Source organism: Pseudomonas sp. NFX98, from assembly GCF_047784845.1.
GTDB lineage: Bacteria > Pseudomonadota > Gammaproteobacteria > Pseudomonadales > Pseudomonadaceae > Aquipseudomonas.
Genome location: NZ_JBLNNF010000002.1, coordinates 300131 through 322907, shown reverse-complemented (window position 1 = coordinate 322907; position 22777 = coordinate 300131). Strand labels below are relative to the sequence as shown.

Sequence of the window (22777 nt, the reverse complement as noted above, 5' to 3'; positions counted from 1 at the left end):
TCCTTTACATCTGCCCCGCAACTTCCCAGTCGGTGTGTTGTGCACCGTCACCCGGCGCGCTGCGCGCATGAGCGGATTCCAAGAGGAGCAAACCCTAGTGAATATTCAGGTCAACGAAGCGGTCCTGCAGAAGAAGAAAACCTACATCTACGAGTGGTATGTGGTCGGCTTGTGCATGATCGCCTACATCTTTTCATTCGTGGATCGGCAGATCCTCGCGCTGATGATCGAGCCGATCAAGGCCGACCTGCAGATCAGCGACACCCAGTTCAGCTTGCTGCACGGCTTGGCGTTTTCGTTGTTCTACGCCTTCATGGGCATGCCCATCGCCTATCTGGCCGACCGCTTCTCCCGACCGAAAATCATTGCCGTCGGCGTGGTGTTCTGGAGCCTGGCGACCGCAGCCTGCGGCCTGAGCAAAAATTTCCTGCACATGTTCCTTGCGCGCATTGGCGTCGGTGTCGGCGAAGCGGCGCTGTCGCCTTCGGCGTACTCGATGTTCAGCGACATGTTCCCCAAGGAAAAACTCGGTCGCGCCGTAGGCATCTACTCGATCGGCTCGTTCGTCGGTGGTGGCCTGGCCTTTCTGGTGGGTGGCTATGTGATCGCGATGCTCAAGGACATGAACACCATCGAGGTGGCCTTTCTCGGTGCGATGAAGGCTTGGCAGCTGGCGTTCTTCATTGTCGGTTTGCCCGGTATCGTCGTCGGCCTGCTGATCTGGCTCACCGTGCGTGACCCGGCGCGCAAAGGCCTGCAAGTCGATGCGCAGGGCAAGGCGAAGAAGGTCGCGATGAGCGATGGCTTGCGCTTCCTGGGGCGCCACCGTGCCACCTTCACCTGTCATTACCTGGGCTTTTCGTTCTACGCCATGGCCCTGTTCTGCCTGATGAGCTGGAGCCCGGCGCTGTACATCCGCAAGTTCGGCCTGTCGCCGATGGAGGCCGGCTACATGCTCGGTACCGTGCTGTTGGTGGCCAACACCGCCGGCGTACTGTTCGGTGGATGGCTCACTGACTATCTGGCGAAGAAAGGTCATCAGGACGCTGCCATGCGCACTGGCGTCATCGGTGCCCTCGGCATGGCGGTGCCGGCCGTGCTGTTCTCGCAAGTCGATCAACTATGGTTGTCGGTGACCTTGTTGGTGCCGGCGATGTTCTTTGCCTCGTTCCCGATGCCGGCGTCCACGGCAGCCATGCAGATCCTCGCGCCGAATCAGGTGCGGGCACAGGTCTCGGCGGTGTTCCTGCTGATCAGCAACCTGCTGGGGTTGGGCCTGGGCACCACGCTGGTGGCGCTGCTGACCGACCGTTACTTCGGCTCGCCGGCGGCGGTGGGTTCGTCGATGTCGCTGGTGATCGCCGGTGCATCGGCCTTGACCGTGCTTCTGCTGTGGCGTGGTTGCCGTCATTTCCGCGAAAGTTATGCCCGTGAGTACCCGACCCGGGCTTGATGGGGCATAGTTTATGATCGGCGCCTCGGCCTCGCTCCTTTTTGAAGGGAGCGGGGCTGAGCCGCTTCAGATCGGGAGAACCCTCGATGTTGAATGACGTACACCTGCTGGAGCGGCACAGCCTGCTCAGCTCGGCCGATTACCGTGAGATCCAGGACAAGGTCAGCCAGTACCTGTGCCCGCACAGCTTCAACGTGCTGCGTGACGAGCCGATTCACACCCGGCTCAATGGCGTGTTTTTCGGCGATTCGGCACTGCTCGATTTGCGCTATGGCGCGCCCGTGGAAATCACCATCGGCGACATTGCCGACCAGTATCTGTTTCGCATTACCTTGCAGGGCCACTGCGAAGTGGCCCACGGGCGGCGTAGCGCGGCGATGCAGTCGGGCTGCCTGAGCGTTTCCTCTCCGTTCGCGCAAAGCCGCATCGTCACCGATGGCGAGTGCCGCAATTTGATCCTGCGCGTCGACCGTGATGCCCTGGAGACGCAACTGCAACGCCTGCTCGGCCGCAGCCTGCGGCAGTCGGTGATCTTCGATGTCCGCGTCGACCATTTGGGCGCCGGCGTCGTCAGCCTCTATCACACCCTCGACTATATCTGCCGGCTCTACGGCAGCGGCGTGGACGGTTCGCGCCTCGCCAGCGGCTTGTCCGAATACTTGATGCAACTGTTGCTCACGCAGTTGCCACACAACTACTCGGCGGATCTGTTGATCGACGCGCGCGCGCCGCTGCCGCACCACGTGAAGAAGGCCCGTGACTACATCGAGGAACACCTCGACCAACCGATCAGCCTGACCACCCTTAGCGAGCTCTGTGGTGTCTCGGTGCGTACCTTGCAGAACGGTTTCAACCAGTTCCTCCAACAGGCGCCGGTCGAGTACATCCGTGACCGTCGTCTGGCGATGATCCACGAGTCGCTGAAGCAGGGCAGGGCCGGTGAAACCGTCACCGATATCCTGTTGCGTCACGGCATCAACAGCTTCGGGCATTTTTCCAGTGCCTATCGGCAACGCTATGGCTGCCTGCCGTCGGACACCCTGCGACGGCAGAAGCACTAAGACTTCTGCGTAATCCGTAACACGGTTGCGCAATCGGATAAGCCTGCGGCGGTACGCCTCGCTAGCATCGAGTCACTTACAAGAGGAGTGGCTCCATGAAGATTACAGTGCTGGGTGGTGGACACGGCTGTTACGCCGCTGCTGTGGAAATGGCTGAAAAGGGGCATCAGACTCGCCTGTGGCGTCGCGACGGTGCAGCGCTCAAAGAGCTGCTGGCCATCGGTAGCCTGACCATCAAGGACTACAAGGGCACACGCAAATTGTCCGTCGGCAAGCAGGGCGACAAGCTGTCGCTGACTGACGATCTGGCCGAAGCACTGGCCGACGCACAGTTGGTGATCATCCCGCTGCCGTCGACCTCCCACGAAGACCTGGCCAAGCAGGTTGCGCCGTATCTGCACGACGGTCAGGTGGTGTTCCTGCCACCGGGCACATTCGGTAGCTTCGTGTTCGCCAAGGCCATGGCCGGTGTGGGCAAAAAGAGCAAAGTCGCCTTCGCTGAAACCGGCACGTTGCCTTATCTGGTGCGCAAACACGGCGCCAGTGACCTGGTGATCAGTTGCTACGCCACCCGCCTGCCGACCGGCGTGTTCCCGAGCAACCTGTCCGAGCACGCTTTCGCGGTATTGCGCGAAGCCTACCCAAGTGTCGAGCCGATTGAAGATGCCCTCAGCGGTGCGTTGATGAACGCCGGCCCAATCATTCACCCGCCGCTGATCATGATGAACGCCGGTCCCCTTGAGCATTTCGAATCCTGGGACATTCACAACGAAGGCACCCAGCCGTCGATTCGCCGTGTGACCAACCAGCTTGATGCCGAACGCATGGCCGTGCGTGAAGCACTGACCTACGGCGCACCGCACTTTCCGCTGGCCGACCACTACAACACCACCGAAGGTGATGAGTGGATGTACGGTCGCGGCGCCCATGGCAAGTTGACCGACAGCGGCGACTGGCGCGAAGACATCGACCTGCAAAAGCATCGCTACATGCTCGAAGACACGCGTTTGGGGTTGTCATTCCTGGTGTCCGTCGGCCGCTGGGCCGGTGTGCCGACGCCGGTCGCGCAAGGTTTGCTGAGCATTGCTTCGGTCGTTGCTGAGCGGGAACTCTACGCCGAAGGCCGCACCCTGGAAAACCTCGGTCTGGCCAAACTGAGTCGGGCGCAGATGACCGAGCTTCTGACCAGGGGTTACAACTGATGAACGCCGCGCTGCCCCAAGTCAGCGTGGTCGGCGCCGGCCGGATGGGCGAGGGCATTGCCCTGGCGTTCATTCACGCCGGTCTGCCGGTGACCCTCATCGACATCAAGGACCGCGCGGAAGATGAGCGGCATGGCTACTTCGAGCGTGTGCGAAGCAACATCCGCCGCGAACTGCAAATGCTGGTTCGTCTCGGCGTGCTGAATCTCGAGCAGGCGGACATCGCGCTATCCCGGTTGAGCCTGCAATCAAGGTCGCAGTCCGCAGAGGCATTGCGCCGGTGCAATCTGGTGTTCGAAGCCGTGCCGGAAGTCATCGAGGTCAAGCAGGAGACTTTTGCCTGGATCAGCGAGCACGTCCCGGCGGCGACCATCATCGCGTCGACCACCTCGACGTTTCTGGTCACCGAACTCAGCGAAATGGTCAGTGAGCCGCAACGCTTCGTGAACGCGCACTGGCTTAATCCTGCGCACCTGATGCCACTGGTGGAAGTCAGTCGCAGCGAAGCAACCTGCCCGAAAGTGGTCGAGCGCCTGCTGCAATTGCTCAAGCGCATCGGCAAGGTGCCGGTGGTGTGCAATCCGGTGGCCGGCTACATCGTGCCGCGCATCCAGGCGCTGGCGATGAACGAAGCCGCACGCATGGTGGAAGAGGGCGTGGCCAGCGCAGAAGACATCGACACCGCAGTGCGCGTCGGCTTTGGTTTGCGCTTCTCGGTGCTGGGCTTGCTGGAGTTCATCGACTGGGGCGGCGGCGATATTCTCTACTACGCCTCGCGTTATCTGAGTGGCGCGCTGGCACCGCGTTTCGAGTCGCCACAGGTGATTGCCGACAACATGCAAAACGGCCGCAATGGCTTGCGCGATGGCCAGGGTTTCTACGACTACCGAGACATGGACGTGGACGCCTACAAGCAGCAACGCCTCGGCGACTTTGTCCGCAAGCTGGAGTTGTCGGGGCTGACGCCAGCGTTTGATGGCGCGTTGAAATAGCCTTGAGCATCAGGGCCCGGATGCCGGGCCCTGACTATGCGAGGTTTCCAAATACAGAGCACGTCCTGGCTTTCGACCAGTCGCCTACAGTCCAGGTATTAAAAGAACCCCAAAGGATTGATGTCGTAGCTCACCAGCAGGTTTTTGGTCTGCTGATAGTGATCGAGCATCATCTTGTGGGTTTCACGGCCGACGCCGGACTTCTTGTAGCCGCCGAACGCGGCATGCGCCGGGTACAGGTGGTAGCAATTGGTCCAGACACGACCGGCCTTGATGGCGCGGCCCATGCGGTAGGCGCGGTTGATGTCGCGGGTCCAGAGGCCGGCGCCCAGGCCGAACTCGGTGTCGTTGGCGATGGCCAGGGCTTCGGCTTCGTCCTTGAAGGTGGTGATGCTCACCACCGGGCCAAAGATTTCCTCCTGGAACACACGCATTTTGTTGGTGCCCTTGAGCAGCGTCGGCTGGATGTAATATCCGCTCGCCAGGTTGCCCTCGAGTTTTTCCACCTTGCCGCCGGTCAGCAGCTCGGCGCCTTCGCCCTTGGCGATTTCCAGGTACGAAAGGATCTTGTCGAATTGCTGTTCGGACGCCTGCGCGCCGACCATGGTGTCGGTGTCCAGCGGGTCGCCACGTTTGATTTGCAGGACTTTCTTCATTACGACGGCCATGAACTCGTCGTAGATCGACTCTTGCACCAGCGCCCGGGACGGGCAGGTGCAGACTTCGCCCTGGTTGAAGAACGCCAGCACCAGGCCTTCGGCGGCTTTTTCGATGAAGGAAGGCTCAGCCTTCATGATGTCTTCGAAGAAGATGTTCGGCGACTTGCCACCCAGCTCCACGGTGGATGGAATGATGTTTTCGGCGGCGCATTTCATGATGTGCGAGCCGACCGGGGTCGAGCCGGTGAAGGCGATTTTGGCGATGCGCTTGCTGGTGGCCAGCGCCTCACCGGCTTCTTTACCGAAGCCTTGCACGATGTTCAGCACGCCGGGCGGCAGCAGGTCGCCGATCAACTCGACCAAAACGGTAATGCCCAGCGGCGTCTGCTCGGCAGGCTTGAGCACCACGCAGTTACCGGCAGCCAGGGCCGGGGCGAGTTTCCAGGCAGCCATCAGGATCGGGAAGTTCCACGGGATGATCTGCCCGACCACGCCCAGCGGTTCATGGATGTGATAGGCCACGGTGTTGCCGTCGATTTCGGCAGCGCTGCCTTCCTGGGCGCGGATGCAACCGGCGAAGTAGCGGAAGTGGTCGGCGGCCAGCGGAATGTCGGCGTTGAGGGTTTCACGCACGGCTTTACCGTTGTCCCAGGACTCGGTGATCGCCAGCAGTTCCAGGTTCTGTTCGATGCGGTCGGCGATTTTCAGCAGCACCAGCGAGCGCGCCTGGGCGGACGTGGCGCCCCAGGCGTCGGCAGCGGCGTGGGCAGCGTCCAGGGCCTTGTCGATGTCTTCGGCCGTGGAACGGGGGAATTCGGCAATCGGTTGGCCATTCACTGGCGAGGTATTGGTGAAATACTGACCTTTGACAGGCGCGACGAACTCGCCGCCGATGTAGTTACCGTAGCGGTGCTTGAAGGATATGAGGGCGCCGGGGGTGCCAGGATGGGCGTAGATCATGACGAGTCTCTCTTGTTGTTTTTGGTGGTAGCCGTCCGGAGGACGGCCACTGTCACTTAGCCGGGCGTAGTCAGGAACCTTGAGGGGTTTCACCGCGTGCCAGGCGCGCATTGATGTCTTCGATGACGGCCGGCAAATCGACGATGGTGTCGATCAGGTAGTGCGGGCGAGAACCTTCGAACATCTTGATGATGCGGGCGCGTTCTTCCGCCAACTTGTCGGAGGGCAACGCCTTGTACTGTTCGTAGGTCAAACCCAGGGCGTTGCCGGAGCACGTCAGCGCGACCGTCCACATACCGGCGCTGCGGCCTTCGAGGATGCCGGGCCAGGTGTCGTCGACCTTGACGCAAGCGGCGACGTCGCTGATGCCCAAGGCGATCACGTTAGCCAGAGCCTGGGCGGGGTGTGGGCGGCCATTGGGCACTTCGTCGGTTGCTACCACGTGGTCGGCGACGTAGCCATTGTGGCGCGCCAGTTCCACCACTTTTTCCATGACGACAGCCGGATAACCCGAACAGGATCCGATTTTCAAACCTTGGTCGCGCAGCGCATCGATGGCGTTCAAGGCGCCAGGAATCAGTGCCGAATGCAGCGCGATCTTTTCGATTTGCAGTGGCATGAAACGCTCGTAAAGCGCGGTGACGTCTTCATCGGTCGGTAAGCGATCGAACACCGCACGGTAACGTTCGGCTATCTGTGGCTGGTCGCATAACGTGCGGATGTGGTCCCACTTACCCATGCCCATTGGACCGCGCGCTTCTTCCAGAGAAACCGCCACGCCGAACTCGGCGAAGGCCTCGACGAAAATTTGCGTAGGGGCGAAGGAGCCGAAATCGACGACGGTGCCTGCCCAGTCCAGGACCACGGCTTGCAGTTGCGCAGGTTGTTTGTAATGCATGTTGAATCTCCACTTTTGGGTAGGGGAAGGCCGTCCCTCTCACCTGTGAGAAGTAGGCTTATCGATTGTTAAAGTGCGTTACAGAATCAGATAACAGGCGTTGAACTGGCGTCGAACAACTCCGCGATCATCGGCCGGTTTCTGCGAATACCGAGGCAGCACAAGTGGTAGTCGATGGAAAACGGGTGATTTACAAACGTGATCGGTTTTGTGCCTGGGGTTTCGGCGTACTCGACGGCGGAGACAAAGCCAATGCCGATGCCCTTGGCGATGGCATGGACGATGGCTTCGCGACTGTTCAGCTGCATCACGCAGTTAAGCGCGACGTCGAGGCGCTTGCAGCTTTCCTCCACCAGCTGACGCGTGCGCGAGCTTTTTTCCCGAAGCACCCATCGTTCACTGCTGATCTGTTCGACGTGTACCTCTTTCTGACTGGCCCAGGGATGGTCATCGCGCACGACAGCAATGATCGGATAGCGCCGGTAAAGCTGTGTATCAAAACGCTGGTCGAATTCGGACAGCGCCAGAATCGCCACATCAATGTCGAAGTTGAAGAGCCGGTCCAGCGTCTCCTTTTCGGGAGAAAACGAGGTCTCCAGTTCGATGTCCGGGTGCCGCTGCATCAGTTCATACGTCAGGTTCATCGCTATGGGCGGGGACACCGCGCCCAAGCGCAACATACCGGTCTTGCGTTGCTTGAAACTTTGTAAAAGTTGCACGGCTTCATCCTCTTGGCCGAACAGGCCCTGAGTGATCGCATAGAGCTTGTGTCCCGCCGAACTCATTTCGATAAAGCGGCCGCGACGGTGGAACAGTTCTACCGAATATTTCTTTTCCAGCGCGTTGACCTGTTCACTCACCGTCGGTTGGCCGACGCTCAGGTACTCGGCGGCGAGGGTGAAACTGCCTGTCTTCGCTACTGCATGAAAAGAACGTAGCCACTTGTGGTACTGATACATAAAAGATCCTGTTCCTGAGCCGCGACCTTGTGCTCAACGCCTGATGAACAGCGCGACCACTGCGCTGCAAAGGCAAGCGGTAGTGACCACGATGAAGATCAACGACGTATTGCCGGTACTGTCGAGCATACCGCCGATCAGCGGTTCCGCCAGGCCCGCGAACAGGTAGGACGAAAAGTTCATGACGCCGGTCGCCGTGCCAGCCCGCTTTGCTCCGACCAGGTCAGGGCAGAGCGCCCAGAAACTCGACGCAGGGCCGTAAACAAAGAATCCGCAAAGGAATAACGCGATAAGCCCCGTGGCACTGTGAGGCGCAAGGGTCCACATCCACAGGCTGGTAGCGGCGCCGAGCACCATGTAGAGCATGATCGCCAGGTAGCGTTTGGAACCGAACAGTTTGTCTGAAATCCAGCCATTACTCAGCGCGCCGATGGCCATGCCTACTGGCAGCGCAACAGTGATCCACTTCGGATCGATCATGCTGTCGCCGCTCTTCCAGTTGGCACCCAGAAAGTGCACGGGTACCCACACGATCAGGCCATAGCGAGCGGCGTTCTGAAAACCCAGGGACACTGCGGCAATGATCAAACGAAAGTTTTTCAGGACCGCTTTGTAGCGTTGTGTGGAGGTCTCGACTTCGCCATGGGCTACTTCGTGATTTTTGTCTTCGGCGTTAGCTACTCCGGTGTCCGCGAGTGGCTCGAAGCCCATATCCTGCGGACGTTCCCGCGCCACGAGATAGAAGATAATCCCGCCCGCCAGCATCAGCAGCACCGGCAACCGAAAGATCCAGCGCCACTCCAGATGCATCACCTCAAGCACCACGATCGAGGTCACGTACGACAGGACCGAGGCGCAACCGGCGGCAAACACGTACAAGCCATACACCTTGCCGCGCTCGCCGGCGCTCCACCAGTTGGAGATCAGCCGACTGCCCGGCGCCCACCCCAAAGCCTGGAAATAACCATTGATGCCCCAGGGCAGGATCAGTGCGGCAAAATTGCCTGCGAAGCTGGTCACCCAGTTAGCGGCGCAGGACAACACGGCACCGGCGGTCATGATGCGGCGACCGCCGTACTTATCGGCAAGGTTACCGTTGATGGCCTGGCCGATGGCATAGGCCCAGAGCATGGCTGCCGATGCCCATCCGAGGTGTTCCTTGGTAAAACCGAATTCGGCCTGGATGCCCGGAATGGCGAAACCGAAGGTTTGCCGACCGGTGTAGAAAAACAAATAACAAAACATCGCCGCCAGCAACATGCGCCATTGAGCGACTCGAAATGAGGCGGTGTGTACGGCCAGAGCAGGCATGGTTTGGGCACGATTCATGATCTTTTCCTTATTATTGTTCGCTCTCACCGATTGGCGTCGGCGAGTGCACTCTTTTGTGAGTGCTGCAGGAAATCGTCGCGGCTCGTCATGCCGCTGACAGTGCTTGTTAGGTGTTGGCAGGGTCTACGCAGCTTGAGAACCGATAAAGTTTTTGCCCCTTGCGCCCTGCATGGCGAAATGAATCATTTGCTCGGCTTGCTCCGCCGTTACGCCATAATCGGAAAACTCCGTTTTCACGCCCAGGCTATGCAGGAATTCACGTAACTGAACCTGTGCTTTGTCCAGGTCGTTGCCGAAAATTCGTTGAAGGATACGGTCGCGCGCTGCATCGTGACCCCAGGCCAGGCCCAGTACCAGCGGCAACGTAAAGGAGCAAGCGATGCCGTGCGGCAGGCCGTGGTGCAGCGTCATCTCGTAAGAGATGGAATGGGCCAGGGCGGTTTTGGTGTTGGAAAACGCCAACCCGGCCTTGAGGGCGGCCAATGCCATGCGCGAGCGCAGTTCCCTGCTGGAGAGGTCTCGACGCAGCAGCGGCAGGCATTCCAGAATGTCGGCAATAGCGGATATGGCAAAGGTGTCTGAAACCGGGTTGGCATTGATGTTCCAGACTGACTCCAGCGCATGAGACAAGGCATCCAGCCCTGTAGAGACGGTGACGCCGCCAGGGACGGTGAGCATCAGCTCCGGGTCGACAATGGCCACCTTCGGCCAGGTACATTCAAGGTGCAGCGAGTATTTTTTGTGGCTGGCCGAGTCCCAGATCGTCGCCCAAGGCGTCACCTCGCTTCCAGTGCCCGCCGTGGTGGGCGCCGCGATCAGTACTTTGCTGCGCGCCGGGACGAAGGGTTTACCGGTTGCCAATAGCGCGAGCAGTTCATCAAAGCGCCCCGATTCGGTACCCACGATCAACGCCTTGGCGGTATCGATGGCACTGCCGCCACCTACTGCAACGACGGCGTGGCATTCGCCGGCTTGCTGCCAGAATCGTTCATAGGTATCGCGTAACTGGGCCACATCAGGATTAGGCTGGACATCCTCGATCACATACACCAGGCGGTCGCCTAGCAGGTCTTGAATGCGATCAACCAATCCCAGCCCACGCGCCTCGGGAAAGGTCACAAGGGCGACTTTCTGGTTTTCAGTGATGTCGGCAAGCTCATGCAGGCTGCCCCAGCCGAAACGCGTATCTACTGGATTATGGAATCGGGCGATCATGGCGGGTCCTTTGTTTTTGTTGTTGGAAGTGGCCCCATACTCGGGGCGCTTCAACAACAGCTCAAATCGATAATTCGCAGGTATCAATCGGCTGAACCGATACTTGATTCAATGTGAATGCCTAATTAGAAATACATCAGGGTTCAAAACCACATGTACCGGCTATCGACTAAGCTCCGGCTGCACGGCACCGGCTCTCAGCGCTCTGCTTACCTGGGTTTGAATCTCGTATGCAGGTGCTTCTACGGCGTTGTAGTCGCGGGTATAGCGCGTGGCAAATTCGCGGACGCCCCATTGCTGGTATTGCTGCACATGCTTCAACTCATGCGCCCACAGGGCCACATCGTTCAGTGCATCTTCGGCGTTGCGAAAGACGATGATGTCGATCAGCGTGACTGCATTGATATCGGGGTTTTGCAGCATGGTGTTTGCGGCGTTCAGCTCCGCGTCATCGCCTACTTTGTAGCGCGCCGAGTCGAGCACTTGAAGGTCGTAGAAGGGTTCGAGTTGGGCGCGGATGTTCAGCGGGATGGTCTGGATATCGCCGGTTGCCGCGGTGTTGCGCGATAGCACGATCCAGCTTTCCAATCCGGTGACCGCCATTTGGTTCACGTTTTCGAAAATCGTCCCGATGTCGTCTTCAGAGCCTGGGGCACAAAAACAAGCGACCACGCAGACCTGGTACTGACCGGCCGGGCAGGCGAGAACAGCGGACGAAGTGCCGACGCCAAAAAGCAGCATTGCGAACGCCAAAACCTGGCGCAAAAAGACAGCTGACAATGGGTTCTCCCGCAGGCCATTTCCCAGATTGCCTGACAACGTCACTATAGCTCCCGAGCCCTTGTCCATATGGCCGTAATCGAGATGGCAAGTAGCAGTTGCCCGACTTTCATGCTGATCTTCCTTGATGGATCGTTGAGCAATGTAACGTGAGAAACCACAGCACCAACGCTGTCGCGCTGATCAAGGCGCCCAGCAGGCTCACCGCCATCCAGCCCCAAAGCGCATAAACCTGGGTCGCGGCCGCTGCCCCCAGCGCGCTACCGACTGAGTAGAAGCACATGTAGGCGCCGACCATGCGACTTTGCGCATCAGGTCGTGCAGCAAAAATGAGGCTCTGGTTGGTGACGTGCACGGCCTGCACCGCGAAGTCGAGCAGAACCACTCCGCAAACCAGCGCGATCAGGGACGTTTCGGCGAAAGTAATGAGCAACCAGGAAAGCGTTAGCAATCCCAGCGAAATGCCGGTCACGCGTTGTCCCAAACCTTGATCGGCCCAGCGACCGGCTCTTCTGGCCGCCAGGGCACCGGCGACGCCGGCCAGGCCAAACAGGCCGATGGCAGTGTGTGAAAGCGACAGCGGTGGGGCGCTCAATGGCAGCACCATGGCTGTCCATAACACGGAAAACGCGGCAAAGATCAGCAAGGCCAGCAGACCCCTGATCCGCAAAACCGGTTCGGTCACGAACAGCTTGAACAGCGACCGGATGAGCGCTGGGTAGGCGTGTTGGTTGCGTGGTGTCGTTGCGGCAGGAACCACTTTCCAGAACACCGCCGCGATAGCCAGCATCAATCCTGCGGACACAAAATAAACGGCGCGCCAGCCCGCCAGATCTGCGATCACCCCAGAGGTAAACCGAGCCAGAAGAATACCCAGGACAATTCCGCTGGTGACTGTTCCCACTGCTTGCCCACGTTGTGAAGGCGTTGCCAGCACGGCGGCGTATGCCACAAGCACCTGAACCACCACTGCCAGTAAGCCCATCACGATCATGGCTCCCAGCAGGGCCAGCCACTGTTGTGCTGCGCCCACCGCCGCGAGGGCAACGGCAGACAACAGTACTTGAGTCAAAATCAGCCGCTTTCGGTTGACCAAATCACCGAGTGGGACGATGAACAGTAACCCTAACGCGTAACCAACCTGAGTGGCCGTCACCACAACCCCGATCATTGGTGAGGCCACACCCAGGCTCTGGGCCATCGAGTCGAGTAACGGTTGTGCGAAATAGACGTTGGCGACCGCAAGCGCGCAAGTGACGGAAAACAATAATGTGATCGACGGTGAAAGCCCCGGAGACCGATCGATCGTATCCGTAGGTGGCAATCCCGAGGGCTGTCTGGACAAGCGTTTGGTGGCTGAGTCGGTATCTGCTGTCATGAACGCCTCCATGGCGTTAAAGTGGTTTCAATTAAAAACCTGATTTAATTGTTGCTGGGTTAGGTTTCAAATTGCAACCACATTGATCAAAATTGATCGACAGGCATGGCAATCCTTATTCAAAAGGTAAATACGATGGTCGATGGTGCTTCACCACATGGCAGCGAATGCCCGGTAGCAAGAACACTGGAAGTGATTGGGGATCGCTGGTCGCTGATGATCATCCGCGACGCGTTTGATGACATTCGCCGATTCAGCGAGTTTCAAAAGAGCCTGGGCGTGGCCAAGAATATTCTGGCCTTGCGCCTGAAAGCGTTGGTTGAGGTCGGTGTGTTCGACGTCCGACCAGCTTCAGATGGAAGCGCCTACAAGGAGTACGTGCTTACGGACAAAGGTCGGGAGATCTTTCCGGTTGTGGTCAGCATGAGGCAGTGGGGCGAACGTTTTCTGTTCCAGCCGGGGGAGACGCGTTCTGTGCTGTTGGACAACGTGTCCAGACAGGTTCTCATGCCGATTGATGTTCGCTCCTCAAACGGTCAGAAACTTGGACCGTCTGACTGCCACCAAGTGAGAGTTGTTGCCGACGAGTCGTGAATCGGCAGCATGGCGCTACCTGGATCAACTCTCAGAAGAAGTGTTCGATTCCTGACTGGCTTCAGCTTCCAGCTTCAATCGGTCAGCTTTACTGATGTACTTGGTCTTGTTCTTCGGAGCCAATTTGGCGCTGGCCTTTTTAGCGTTAGCCTTCAATATCTGGTTGAGTTTTTTACGGCGATTCATTTTTGCTACCCGGTTTGTAAGTTGTCGAATCATACCAGTTTGAAATTTTGAGCGAGACCTCTGTCAGCGGTGCAGGGTCTGTCTCGCTGAAGGTGAATCAACCCAGCATCCGTTCGGTAAACAGGGTGATAGCGATGATGATCATGGTAGCCCCAGAGAATCGACTGACCATTTGAGCGGCGGCCGGACGTGCCCGAAGAACGACCTGCGAGCCAAATCCGACCAGCAGGTAGATCACGCCACAACTGATTGTATGGACAAGCCCGAGTGCAATCATCTGTATCGGTACAGGCCAGGGGGCAGTGGTGTCGGCAAATTGCGGCAAGAGCGCCAGGAACAGCAGGAACACTTTCGGATTCAGCCCGCTGACGCAAAGCCCTTTGAGCGCCCAGCGCTGCCATGAGCCTGACGCCTGCGCCGTATCCGCGTGCGGTGTGGCGGGGCGGGCAAGCATGTTGGCGCCCAGCCAAAGCAGATAAGTCGCTCCGGCCACCGTCAATACAGACATGGCCACCGGATGGTTGGCGAGCAACGTGCCCACGCCACCGGCAACGACCATCGTGGCAATCAAGTGACCGGACAACAGTCCGCCCACGGCGGGTATCACGACGCGATTTCTCAGGCCCGCGGAGATCGCGTAGGCCCAATCGGCTCCGGGCGTGATGACGAACAACATCGACACCGCCCAGAAAGCAACGAAGACACTGAAGGTCATGGCGTCCCCCGCGTCAGTACGTCATTCACTGCTCTATTCATCATTCCGGCCCTCAAATCAAAGCCGCCCTTTAATGAGGAGTACGGCTGGTTAATGGTTGGAGGAAGATTAATGAAATAGGGTTAGAATTAGTTTTCAAAGATGGTCGTCTTTGTGGTGCAGATTGGGAGATTTTTCTACGTGGACAGAACTGACCGGAAGATTCTTGCCGAGCTGCAAAAGGATGGTCGCCTTTCGGTCACTGAGCTTGCCGAGCGTGTAGGCCTGAGCCTTTCCCCTTGCCATCGACGAGTGCGGGCACTGGAGGAGTCCGGCGTATTGCTGGGTTATCGCGCGCAGCTTGATCCTGCTGCTCTAGGCCTGAATTTTTCCGCCATGGTGTTTGCCACGCTCAGAGAGGGTGACCGGCAAGCCGTCGATGCCTTCGAAACGGCGCTCGTTGAGATACCCCAAGTGGTCGATGCCCAGAGGTTGTTTGGGGAGCCGGACTACCTGCTGCACGTCATCACCCAGGATCTGCCTGCCTTTCAAAGGCTCTACGATGAAAGCCTTTCGACGTTACCCAATGTGCAACGGTTGACCTCGACACTGGTTATGAAACGTGTTGTCCAGGATCGACCGCTGCCGTTGTGAGTTTGCGGGTGGTTGCCTGGGATTGGATTAGAGCGCTGACGACGCACTGACGGTGCCAAATTTGCGGCCAGAATCACGATTGAGGGGCATGCTATGCGACTGCACCTATTGGAATTTGCCGTTTCGCATTTCCCGTCGACAGCGTAGGGAAGACATTGCTCTAACCGAATGGCAGCCAATGGCCGAACGGTGCCTGTAGCGAAGGGCCGCTACCAACCTGTTACTGCCGGCGGCGACATCTAAGGCAACACGTGAGGAAGCTAGGGCGCAAAGCCCTAGCAGATAGCAAATGTCACTTTTTCTTTTTCGCGGGCTTTTCTGCCTTCTCTGATTTCTTGGCTTTTTCTGGCTTGCTGTCAGCTTTTTTTGCAGATTTCTTTGGTTCGGCATCTTTCTTCTTGTCTTTCTTATCGGAAGATTTCGAAAGAGACGACGCCGCAGCTGATTTCTTTGCCGGTGATGATTTTTTGTCTTTCAATTCCTTGCTGGCTTTTGAAGACTCACCTTTGCTTTTCTTCTCGTCTTTTGCCACGTTGACCACCTCGCGGAGTGTGCCGGTATAGGCACATTGCCTGTGGGAATATCCACCAGCTGATCATTAGGCGAGCGCGGCTAAAAGCGGTTCAAATTTTTTAATGCGACGAGATGGGTTTTGGGTGATGCACCCATAAGTCTGACGGGTCGACATTCCAGATGGATCATCAGCTTGATGCCTGACGCTGGAAAAAATTCAGTAATTTCGACGACAGAACCTCCCGATTGGCCGCTCGTCACTCCCCACATCAATTGTTTGAACATACGACGATTTCTTCCTGACAGATAAGTCTGAGCAGACGAAAAATGTATTTCGTTTTGCTAATGGGAGAACGACATGAAAGCCATTGTTTACAACGGCCCACGTGACGTGAGCGTTAAAAATGTCACCGATGCCAAAATTGAAAGACCCACAGACGTCCTGGTTCGAATTACCACGACCAACATCTGTGGTTCAGACCTGCATATGTACGAAGGCCGCACCTCGATGGAGACCGGTCGGGTATTTGGGCATGAGAATCTCGGTGAGGTCATCGAGGTGGGAGTCGGCGTTGATCGAGTCAAGGTGGGCGACCGCGTTTGCCTACCGTTTAACATCGGTTGTGGCTTCTGCGAAAACTGCGAGAAGGGTTTGACGGGTTTCTGCCTGACTGCGAACCCCGGTACCGCAGGCGCCGCGTATGGTTTTGCCGACATGGGGCCCTACCAAGGTGGGCAAGCAGAATTGCTGCGCGTGCCATATGCAGACTTCAATTGCCTGGTACTGCCCGAGGACGCGCAAGAGCGTGAAGACGACTACGTCATGCTCTCCGACATTTTTCCAACGGGTTGGCACGCCACTGAGCTGGCCGGTCTTTTACCGGGTGAGAGCATTGCCATTTATGGTGCGGGGCCGGTGGGTTTGATGGCCGCTCACTCTTCGATGATCAAAGGTGCGTCGCAGGTATTGGTGGTCGACAACCAGCCTGACCGATTGAAACTGGCTGCTCAGATGGGCGCCACGCCCATCAACTCGCTGGAGAAGGAAGCGGTGGATCAGATTCTCAATCTGACTCACGGCAAGGGGACTGATCGCGGTTGCGAATGTGTGGGTTATCAATGCTGCGACCGTCATGGTCACGAAGCCAATCACTTGACCATGAACAATCTAGTCGCATCGACCAAGGCTACCGGTGGGATTGGTGTCGTCGGTGTGTTTGTGCCGGAAGATCCAGGCGCCAAAAATGACCTCGCAAAGCAAGGCAAGATGGCCTTCGACTTCGGTGCTTTCTGGTTCAAGGGGCAGCAGATTCGAACAGGGCAAGCCAACGTCAAAGCCTACAACCGCCGGTTGGCAGAGCTCATACACCACGGCCGTGCCAACCCCGCCCAGATCATTTCCCATCGGTTGAAACTCGCTGAAGGGCCTGAAGCCTATAAGCATTTCGACGCACGCGACAATGGCTGGACAAAAGTTGTGCTCAAACCAGCGGCTTGAGTCGGATGAGTGGATGCGCCTGGTCAGAAGATCAGGCCCATTCACCAGCTACGTGACCAGGAGATAAATGATGAAAAAATTCTACCTGTGGTTGAGCTTTTGCAGTTTGTTCATGCTGCACGGTTGCTTCGATAATTCACAGAGCACCACCAAGGACAACACCGATGGCACCAAGTCCTCCGTTCAAATGCAGGAGGGAAAGGCCGAAGAGAGCAAATAGTTCAAACGGTGTCACCAAGGGCGCCGGCCCAAAACTGACACTGGCCTTGTCAGAAATCGTATTTCACACCAAGCATGCCCTCGTAGCTATGGCTGTCCCCATCAAACGACTTCTGATAACCGGCGGAGATGAAGAACGTTACCTTCTTGTCCGCCTGGTAATCCACGCCAAGGTTGGCTTCCCACCAGCTTCCGCTGACATCCGCTTCGAAGGGCACGAAGCCGTTGGCCGAGGAAAACTCGGTCTTGGGCTTTCCCTTGAACTCATGCCAGACACTGGGGCGCAGCCAGCCGTTGGTGCGCAAGGTCTCGCCCTTGTCGTTCTCGCGGAACCAGTCTTTGGACGCCCGGACGCCGAGGCGGCCGATCAGCGAGTCGACATCCTTGAAGCGCACGTCGGCGGCGATGTCGTCGCTGTTATCCAGGTCGATATGGGAATAGATCAGTTGGGCCTGGGGTTCGAGGTAGAGGTTTTCATTCTTGTGTTGGTCATCGCCCTCGTCGATCAGGAACGGATAGCCGCCCTCTAGCGACGCGGTGTAACCCCAACCCTGGGTGTCCAGCTCATCGATGTCGCCCGGTTTTGCCTCGATGTCGAAGCGGTGCAGTTGCAGCACGCCATCCACATAGCCGCCGTCGGGGCCGAAGTGCGTCCAGTAGGCGCCCAGGCTGTACGCACGCAGCTCGTCTTCCCCGGCACCGACGCCGGTGTAGTGATCGACCCCGCCGGATATGTGGCCGATGGCCAGGGACACGCCGGCCTGATCGTGGCTACCGTCGGTGTCCTCGCCGCGATACAGGTCCAGGCCGACCTGGAACGCCTGCATGTCGTAGTTGTAGGCCGGGGAGTCGCCAAACGGGCCGTTGTGGCCGCTCTCGCGTTCGCCATTGCGAAAGATCATCCGACCCCAGCCAAGCGACGGCCCGTAAGTTTCTTCGTGTTCCCTGGGCAGCGGATCGTTGGGCATGCGCCGCTCTTCGGCCACTCGTTCGTGCAGGGTGTCGATTACGCCACGGCTGTACACCAGCGCCATGGCCGGAATGGCGCCATAGAGCGAGGTTTCCGGACGGAAGTTCGGTACCACCGGGTTAGGGGGCGTTGGGGTGTCGGACGGGACCGGCTCTGCTGTGGAGCGCAGATACCACGCCTCGCCGTTGGTGGCATCCACGCTGGAACGATGCAGGCTGTACTCGTAGGGGCCGGCGATGGCCCGATTGCCCAGGCGAAAGGCATCGCTGGCGGTGGTACCGCCGTTCTGCGTATCCACCACGAGGATGCCGTTGCCGGTGGTCAGCGCACCCTGGCCGAGTACGCCGCTGGCATCCCGGGCGTTGCGAATCAGCAGCGCGGTGTTGCCGGTGACCAGTGGCGCCGCGCTACCGCCGTCGATCACCAATTTGTCCGAGGGTGAGCCGTCCTCCTGCAGGAAGGTGTTGAGCGCAATGGCGCCATCGCCACTGTAGTTGTTGACGGTCAGAGTCTTGAACACACCGCCCACCGGCGGCGAGAAGTCGATCAGGCTGGGGTCGTTGACCAGGTTGGTCACATTCGAGTCCCCCGTCATGCGCCAGACGCTGTTATTGGCCAACGTCAGGTTGGAAACGCTGCCGGGCGCGGTGAAGGCTGAACCCGTCACTGTAGAACCGGAGAGGGTGATGGTGGCCAGTCCCGGGACTACAGGAGGTGCAGGCGCTGTGACCGGGGGCGACTGCAAGGGCGGCAGGGCGCCGGTGATCTCGTCCGGGAAGTCGGATGGGCCGGTAAGGGGCGGGTGTGATGCGGCCAGCAAAGGAAAGTCGTTGAGGGTGCCTACCCGCAGCCACTCGCTGGCACCTGTCGCGGTCGAGTCGGTCAGCGCGATGCTCGCATCACCCGCTACACCGATAATCGGTCCGCTACTATTATTCAGAGAACTGCGGGTAAAGTCGGCCGTGGATACCGCTCCGGGTATACCCAAGGCGTAGAGCGCCATTGAGTTGGCACCGCGGGCCACCACCGAGGTATCGGTGCCGCTAATGCGCCCACCGATGACCGTCACCGCACCGTGGGCGGTCGCCCCGTTGGTTTGGATCGAACTCTGGTTAAGTGTCACCGAAGTGGGATTGTCGCGGGAAAAGGCTCCATGGGCGCCGACGCCCTCAGTCAGCACCGTGGTGCGGTTGGCGACCACATCGGCTTGGCCACGACCGGTGGGTATTGAACCGTAGCTCTCGAGTACCGCACGAAGCCCGGAGGCACCGGCCCCATGGGTCGTGATCAAAGTGTCGTTCAAGTTCACAGTGGCGATATTAACCGGTTGGTCATTGCGCGATTGAGCCTGTGCGCCGTAGGCATTCAGCCCGATGGTTTCCACGGTGGTTCGGTTGGTCGTGGTATTGGCGCTGAATTGAGAGCCGACCTGTTCCGCTATCGCAAATACCCCCACGCCCAGCGCACCTGCAGTGGTGATCCTGACGTCATTGAGGGTCGACTTACCGCCATCGTCGGACCAGGCGCCCATGGCCGAAAGCCCCGAGGTATGGACCACCGTACCGTTCGCTGTCAGGTTGCCGCCGGGGTTACGCGCGCCAAGACCGTGGGCGTAGGACGACTGCCGGACCTGATTGCCGCTGGTGGTGATGGTGCCGCCGTTAATAGTCATTGTGCCGTTGAGGTCGGCGATCGCCCCCATAGCGTTATCGTCGCCGCTGGTAGTGATCGTCACGTTGTTGGCCGTCACCGTGCCAGGAGTGCCGGTCAGGCTGCTGGCAGTCAACGCCGCGGAGTTCGGGCCCGTCGTGGTGATCGAGCTGTTGCTGATGATGAGGCTGGCGCCATCCCGGGCTGTTACGGCTACGGCGACGGTGGGGGTCGTGGTGCTGACGCTGCTGTTGGTCATCGTCAAGGTCGAGCCAATCCCTTCTACCTGCACCGCCGGTGAAAAAGGGCCGGTGTTGCCGTTCAGTGCGACGCTACTGTTGTTCACCTGCGCAGTGCCGCCAGCCTTGATGGAAATCCCGAAGGCGCGGCTTCCCGATAACTGTATGGCCGTGTCTGCGACCTGGGCTTGGGAGCCTGCGCCCTCCACGGAAAGCCCGAAACCGCGCACGCCACTGGTGGTAATTGCGCTGCCGCTGCCGCTCATCACGATCTTGCCACCGTTGACGGCCCGCACACCGGCATTCGGGGTGCTGTCGATGTTGCTGGCGCCCGTGTTGGTGAATGAGCTACTGGTCAAGACCAGGGCGCCGCCGGCGTTGGCCAGCGCCACTGAGGCATTGGTGCCAGAGGTACTGGCGGCGATGTTCGTGGCATTGATCTGACTGCCCGCACCGGTCGCGTAAAGCGCATGGCTGCCGGCCAGTGTGGTCACGTCCTGCGCCCCGGCGGCGGTGATCTGCGCGCCGTTGACTAAGCTAATCACACCACCGTTTTCGGCCAAGGCTCCAAAGGCTCCGCGGGAGTTGGTACTGACCGAACCGCCCGAGAAGTTGATCTGGCTACCGGCTCCGGTCGCGGCCAGACCGTAATTACCGGTGCCATTGCCGCCGGTGACCACCACCACGGTGTTGGTGAGCGCCAGAATGCCGCGGGTGTCCGCCGCTGCGCCGCGCATATTCAGGGTGTTACCGGTGTTGGGTGTGAGGTCGATCGTAGTGCCCGTGGCCGTGACGTTGCTGCCCACGCCTGACGCACCTAAACCGATCTGGCCATTGGCGGCCGCACCAACAGAGGTGGTGCTGAGGGTACTCGCGTTAAAACTGATGGAGGCGCCTTGCAATGCCATGGCGCCGGTGGTGGTCGCGGCTCCCAGATTGACCGTGATGCCATCCCCGATGATCTGCCCCAGCGCACCGCTGGCGTTCAGGCCGGCGCCGTTCGCGGTGTTGACGGTCACGCTTGTGCCGGCTGGCACTGTGCAACTCGTATTGCTGGCCGCCGCCGGCGACGGGCAATCAACGGCCCAAACGGGCGCATCTATCCCGGCCAACAGTGCTACCGTGGCGGCGATTTGCAGCCGCAGGAGCCATTCAGGGCTGACGCCACCCACGGCGATTTTCGTCAGAAAATGGTGGGGATACGTGGTGCTGATTTTCATTATCTGCGAGGGCTGAATGAACAAACCGGTTGAATTCAAGTGCTGAGCCATTGTGATCAACTCCCTTTGCGAACCCTCGAAGTACACCGTCGAGATTCCCCTCAGAAGCGTCCATTCACCCAGGATTTACGCGCGATTTGAATGGCGCACAGGTCACACGCTTGAGACTGCTTGGGATATGCCTAGGGTTAGGTTTAGTCCAATCTGTGACTTTTACCGCTTGCTTCGTCTGATTTCGGATCCAACAGACTAATAGCGTGAATAGGAACAGCCCCTTCTTAAGGACTTAACGTTACGTCATACATGGTTGGGTGGCCGCCTTGGTCGTTTTCGACTAGTCGCGTCCGGCTGAAAACGACCCATAACTGCCGGTCAGCATCGGCTTAATTTGGCCGATTGCTGACGTTGTAGTACCTCAACGCCTCCTCGATACTATTGTGGCTGTATGCTTCGGTGACATACAGTTTCAGTAAGTCATTGTGTGTCCCTGCTCATGTTCGTGCCCGATGGCGCGTGCGAAAGATTTTCCAATCTGTCGAGAAGCGCTGTGCTCAGAAACATTACGGACATGGATTTGCGGCTGCTGCGTATTTTTTCCATCGTGGTGAAATGCGGGGGATTCACGGCTGCCCAGGCCGAATTGAACATGAGCCAGTCGAACATCAGTACGCACATTTCCGGCCTGGAAAAACGCTTGGGGTACCGGATTTGCGAGCGGGGAAAGGGCGGCTTTCGGTTGACCGAAAAAGGCCAGAGGATTCTCAAGGCTTCATCGGTATTGTTCGGCGCGGTTGATGCGTTTCGCAATGAAGCGCAGGATCTTGCCGGTCGGCTGGTGGGGGAGCTTTACCTGGGCTTGGCAGATAATATCGCGACCTTGCCAACAGCTCGAATCGACGCGGCCATCGCACGTTTTTATCAGCGTGAACACGACATGCACTTGCACATCTTCGTGAACTCGCCCACCGAACTCGAATTGGCGGTGATAGATGGGAATCTGGACGTCGCCATTTCCTATTTCAGCCGCCCATTGCCGACCTTGAATTACCAGCCGCTGTACGCGGAGGAAATCGGCATTTTCTGCGGTCAGGCTCACCCGCTGTTCAGTGTCGAGGCGCCGAGCTTGGAACAGCTCAAGGCCAGCGACTGGATCCGCCATGGCTTCCTGCCCGCCGACCAGGTGCTGCCCATTGCACCAGATCGCGCTTCAGCCACGGCGCACCACATGGAAGCGGTCGCCCATGGCGTGTTGGCCGGGACCCATCTGGGGTATCTTCCGGTGCATTACGCCCAGCCCTGGCTGCAAAGTGGGCAAATGCGCGCCTTGCAGCCAGCGACGTTACGCTATGAGGTACAGCACAGCATGATCACACACGTGGGGCACCCGCAAAGCGAAGCCGTTCGCGCCTTTATCGCCGACCTGTTGGCCGAACACGGGCTGTGAAACCGAA

Annotated in this window: 20 protein-coding genes; 9 read left to right on the top strand and 11 right to left on the bottom strand. The window is 58.7% G+C overall.

Features of this window, described 5'->3' with window-relative positions:
* The first annotated feature begins 97 nt into the window (after positions 1-97).
* The 4 genes from ACM110_RS03915 to ACM110_RS03900 all read left to right on the top strand — a co-directional run bounded on the left by ACM110_RS03915 (position 98) and on the right by ACM110_RS03900 (position 4708).
* A complete protein-coding gene (locus tag ACM110_RS03915; protein WP_416126768.1) occupies positions 98-1453 on the top strand; it encodes a spinster family MFS transporter in 1356 nt (451 codons plus the stop codon).
* Positions 1454-1539: 86 nt separating this feature from the next.
* Complete coding sequence (locus tag ACM110_RS03910; RefSeq protein WP_416126649.1) at positions 1540-2514, top strand: AraC family transcriptional regulator; 975 nt, start codon at positions 1540-1542, stop codon at positions 2512-2514.
* A 95-nt stretch (positions 2515-2609) separates the two neighbouring features.
* A complete protein-coding gene (locus ACM110_RS03905; RefSeq protein ID WP_416126648.1) occupies positions 2610-3716 on the top strand; it encodes an NAD/NADP octopine/nopaline dehydrogenase family protein in 1107 nt (368 codons plus the stop codon).
* Positions 3716-4708: a 3-hydroxybutyryl-CoA dehydrogenase gene (locus ACM110_RS03900; RefSeq protein WP_416126647.1), complete on the top strand. Its 993-nt coding sequence runs from the start codon at positions 3716-3718 to the stop codon at positions 4706-4708. Before ACM110_RS03905 ends, ACM110_RS03900 begins: the two co-directional genes overlap by 1 nt.
* A 98-nt stretch (positions 4709-4806) precedes the next feature.
* Here ACM110_RS03900 and ACM110_RS03895 read toward each other — a convergent pair whose 3' ends face one another.
* The 7 genes from ACM110_RS03895 to ACM110_RS03865 form a co-directional block, all read right to left on the bottom strand.
* Entirely contained in the window at positions 4807-6327 is a 1521-nt protein-coding gene (locus tag ACM110_RS03895; protein WP_416126646.1) for an aldehyde dehydrogenase family protein, read from the bottom strand.
* 70 nt (positions 6328-6397) lie between these two features.
* Complete coding sequence (gene phnX / locus ACM110_RS03890; RefSeq protein ID WP_338581381.1) at positions 6398-7225, bottom strand: phosphonoacetaldehyde hydrolase; 828 nt, start codon at positions 7223-7225, stop codon at positions 6398-6400.
* Between the two features lie 86 nt (positions 7226-7311).
* Positions 7312-8184 (bottom strand): LysR substrate-binding domain-containing protein, encoded by an 873-nt coding sequence (locus ACM110_RS03885; RefSeq protein WP_338581379.1) that lies wholly within the window; start codon positions 8182-8184, stop codon positions 7312-7314.
* 33 nt (positions 8185-8217) lie between these two features.
* A complete protein-coding gene (locus tag ACM110_RS03880) occupies positions 8218-9513 on the bottom strand; it encodes an MFS transporter (protein WP_416126645.1) in 1296 nt (431 codons plus the stop codon).
* Positions 9514-9639: 126 nt separating this feature from the next.
* Positions 9640-10731: an iron-containing alcohol dehydrogenase PsrA gene (gene psrA, locus ACM110_RS03875; RefSeq protein WP_416126644.1), complete on the bottom strand. Its 1092-nt coding sequence runs from the start codon at positions 10729-10731 to the stop codon at positions 9640-9642.
* A gap of 162 nt (positions 10732-10893) precedes the next feature.
* Positions 10894-11472, bottom strand: coding sequence for a DUF4157 domain-containing protein (locus ACM110_RS03870; protein ID WP_416126767.1), 579 nt, complete (start codon positions 11470-11472; stop codon positions 10894-10896).
* Positions 11473-11620: 148 nt separating this feature from the next.
* Complete coding sequence (locus ACM110_RS03865; RefSeq protein ID WP_416126643.1) at positions 11621-12889, bottom strand: MFS transporter; 1269 nt, start codon at positions 12887-12889, stop codon at positions 11621-11623.
* A gap of 135 nt (positions 12890-13024) precedes the next feature.
* Here ACM110_RS03865 and ACM110_RS03860 point away from each other — a divergent pair, with 135 nt between their 5' ends.
* The gene (locus ACM110_RS03860) at positions 13025-13483 is read left to right on the top strand and encodes a winged helix-turn-helix transcriptional regulator (RefSeq protein WP_416126766.1); all 459 of its coding nucleotides are present in this window, start codon (positions 13025-13027) and stop codon (positions 13481-13483) included.
* A 24-nt stretch (positions 13484-13507) separates the two neighbouring features.
* Here the strand turns inward: ACM110_RS03860 and ACM110_RS03855 are convergent, their stop codons facing one another.
* Together ACM110_RS03855 and ACM110_RS03850 are read right to left on the bottom strand one after the other, a co-directional pair.
* Positions 13508-13669: a DUF2986 domain-containing protein gene (locus ACM110_RS03855; protein ID WP_338581374.1), complete on the bottom strand. Its 162-nt coding sequence runs from the start codon at positions 13667-13669 to the stop codon at positions 13508-13510.
* A gap of 97 nt (positions 13670-13766) precedes the next feature.
* On the bottom strand, positions 13767-14384 hold the full coding sequence (locus tag ACM110_RS03850) for a LysE family translocator (RefSeq protein WP_416126642.1): 618 nt from the start codon (positions 14382-14384) through the stop codon (positions 13767-13769).
* A gap of 180 nt (positions 14385-14564) precedes the next feature.
* Here ACM110_RS03850 and ACM110_RS03845 point away from each other — a divergent pair, with 180 nt between their 5' ends.
* Positions 14565-15017: an Lrp/AsnC family transcriptional regulator gene (locus ACM110_RS03845; RefSeq protein WP_416126641.1), complete on the top strand. Its 453-nt coding sequence runs from the start codon at positions 14565-14567 to the stop codon at positions 15015-15017.
* Between the two features lie 292 nt (positions 15018-15309).
* Here ACM110_RS03845 and ACM110_RS03840 read toward each other — a convergent pair whose 3' ends face one another.
* Entirely contained in the window at positions 15310-15549 is a 240-nt protein-coding gene (locus ACM110_RS03840; RefSeq protein ID WP_338581362.1) for a hypothetical protein, read from the bottom strand.
* A gap of 339 nt (positions 15550-15888) precedes the next feature.
* Here ACM110_RS03840 and ACM110_RS03835 point away from each other — a divergent pair, with 339 nt between their 5' ends.
* Entirely contained in the window at positions 15889-17028 is a 1140-nt protein-coding gene (locus ACM110_RS03835; RefSeq protein ID WP_416126640.1) for a glutathione-independent formaldehyde dehydrogenase, read from the top strand.
* Between the two features lie 70 nt (positions 17029-17098).
* A complete protein-coding gene (locus ACM110_RS03830; protein WP_416126639.1) occupies positions 17099-17248 on the top strand; it encodes a hypothetical protein in 150 nt (49 codons plus the stop codon).
* A gap of 49 nt (positions 17249-17297) precedes the next feature.
* Here ACM110_RS03830 and ACM110_RS03825 read toward each other — a convergent pair whose 3' ends face one another.
* Positions 17298-21377, bottom strand: a complete 4080-nt coding sequence (locus ACM110_RS03825) for an autotransporter outer membrane beta-barrel domain-containing protein (RefSeq protein ID WP_416126638.1) — start codon at positions 21375-21377, stop codon at positions 17298-17300.
* Between the two features lie 496 nt (positions 21378-21873).
* Here ACM110_RS03825 and ACM110_RS03820 point away from each other — a divergent pair, with 496 nt between their 5' ends.
* Positions 21874-22770, top strand: a complete 897-nt coding sequence (locus ACM110_RS03820; protein ID WP_416126637.1) for a LysR family transcriptional regulator — start codon at positions 21874-21876, stop codon at positions 22768-22770.
* The last annotated feature ends 7 nt before the right edge of the window (positions 22771-22777 follow it).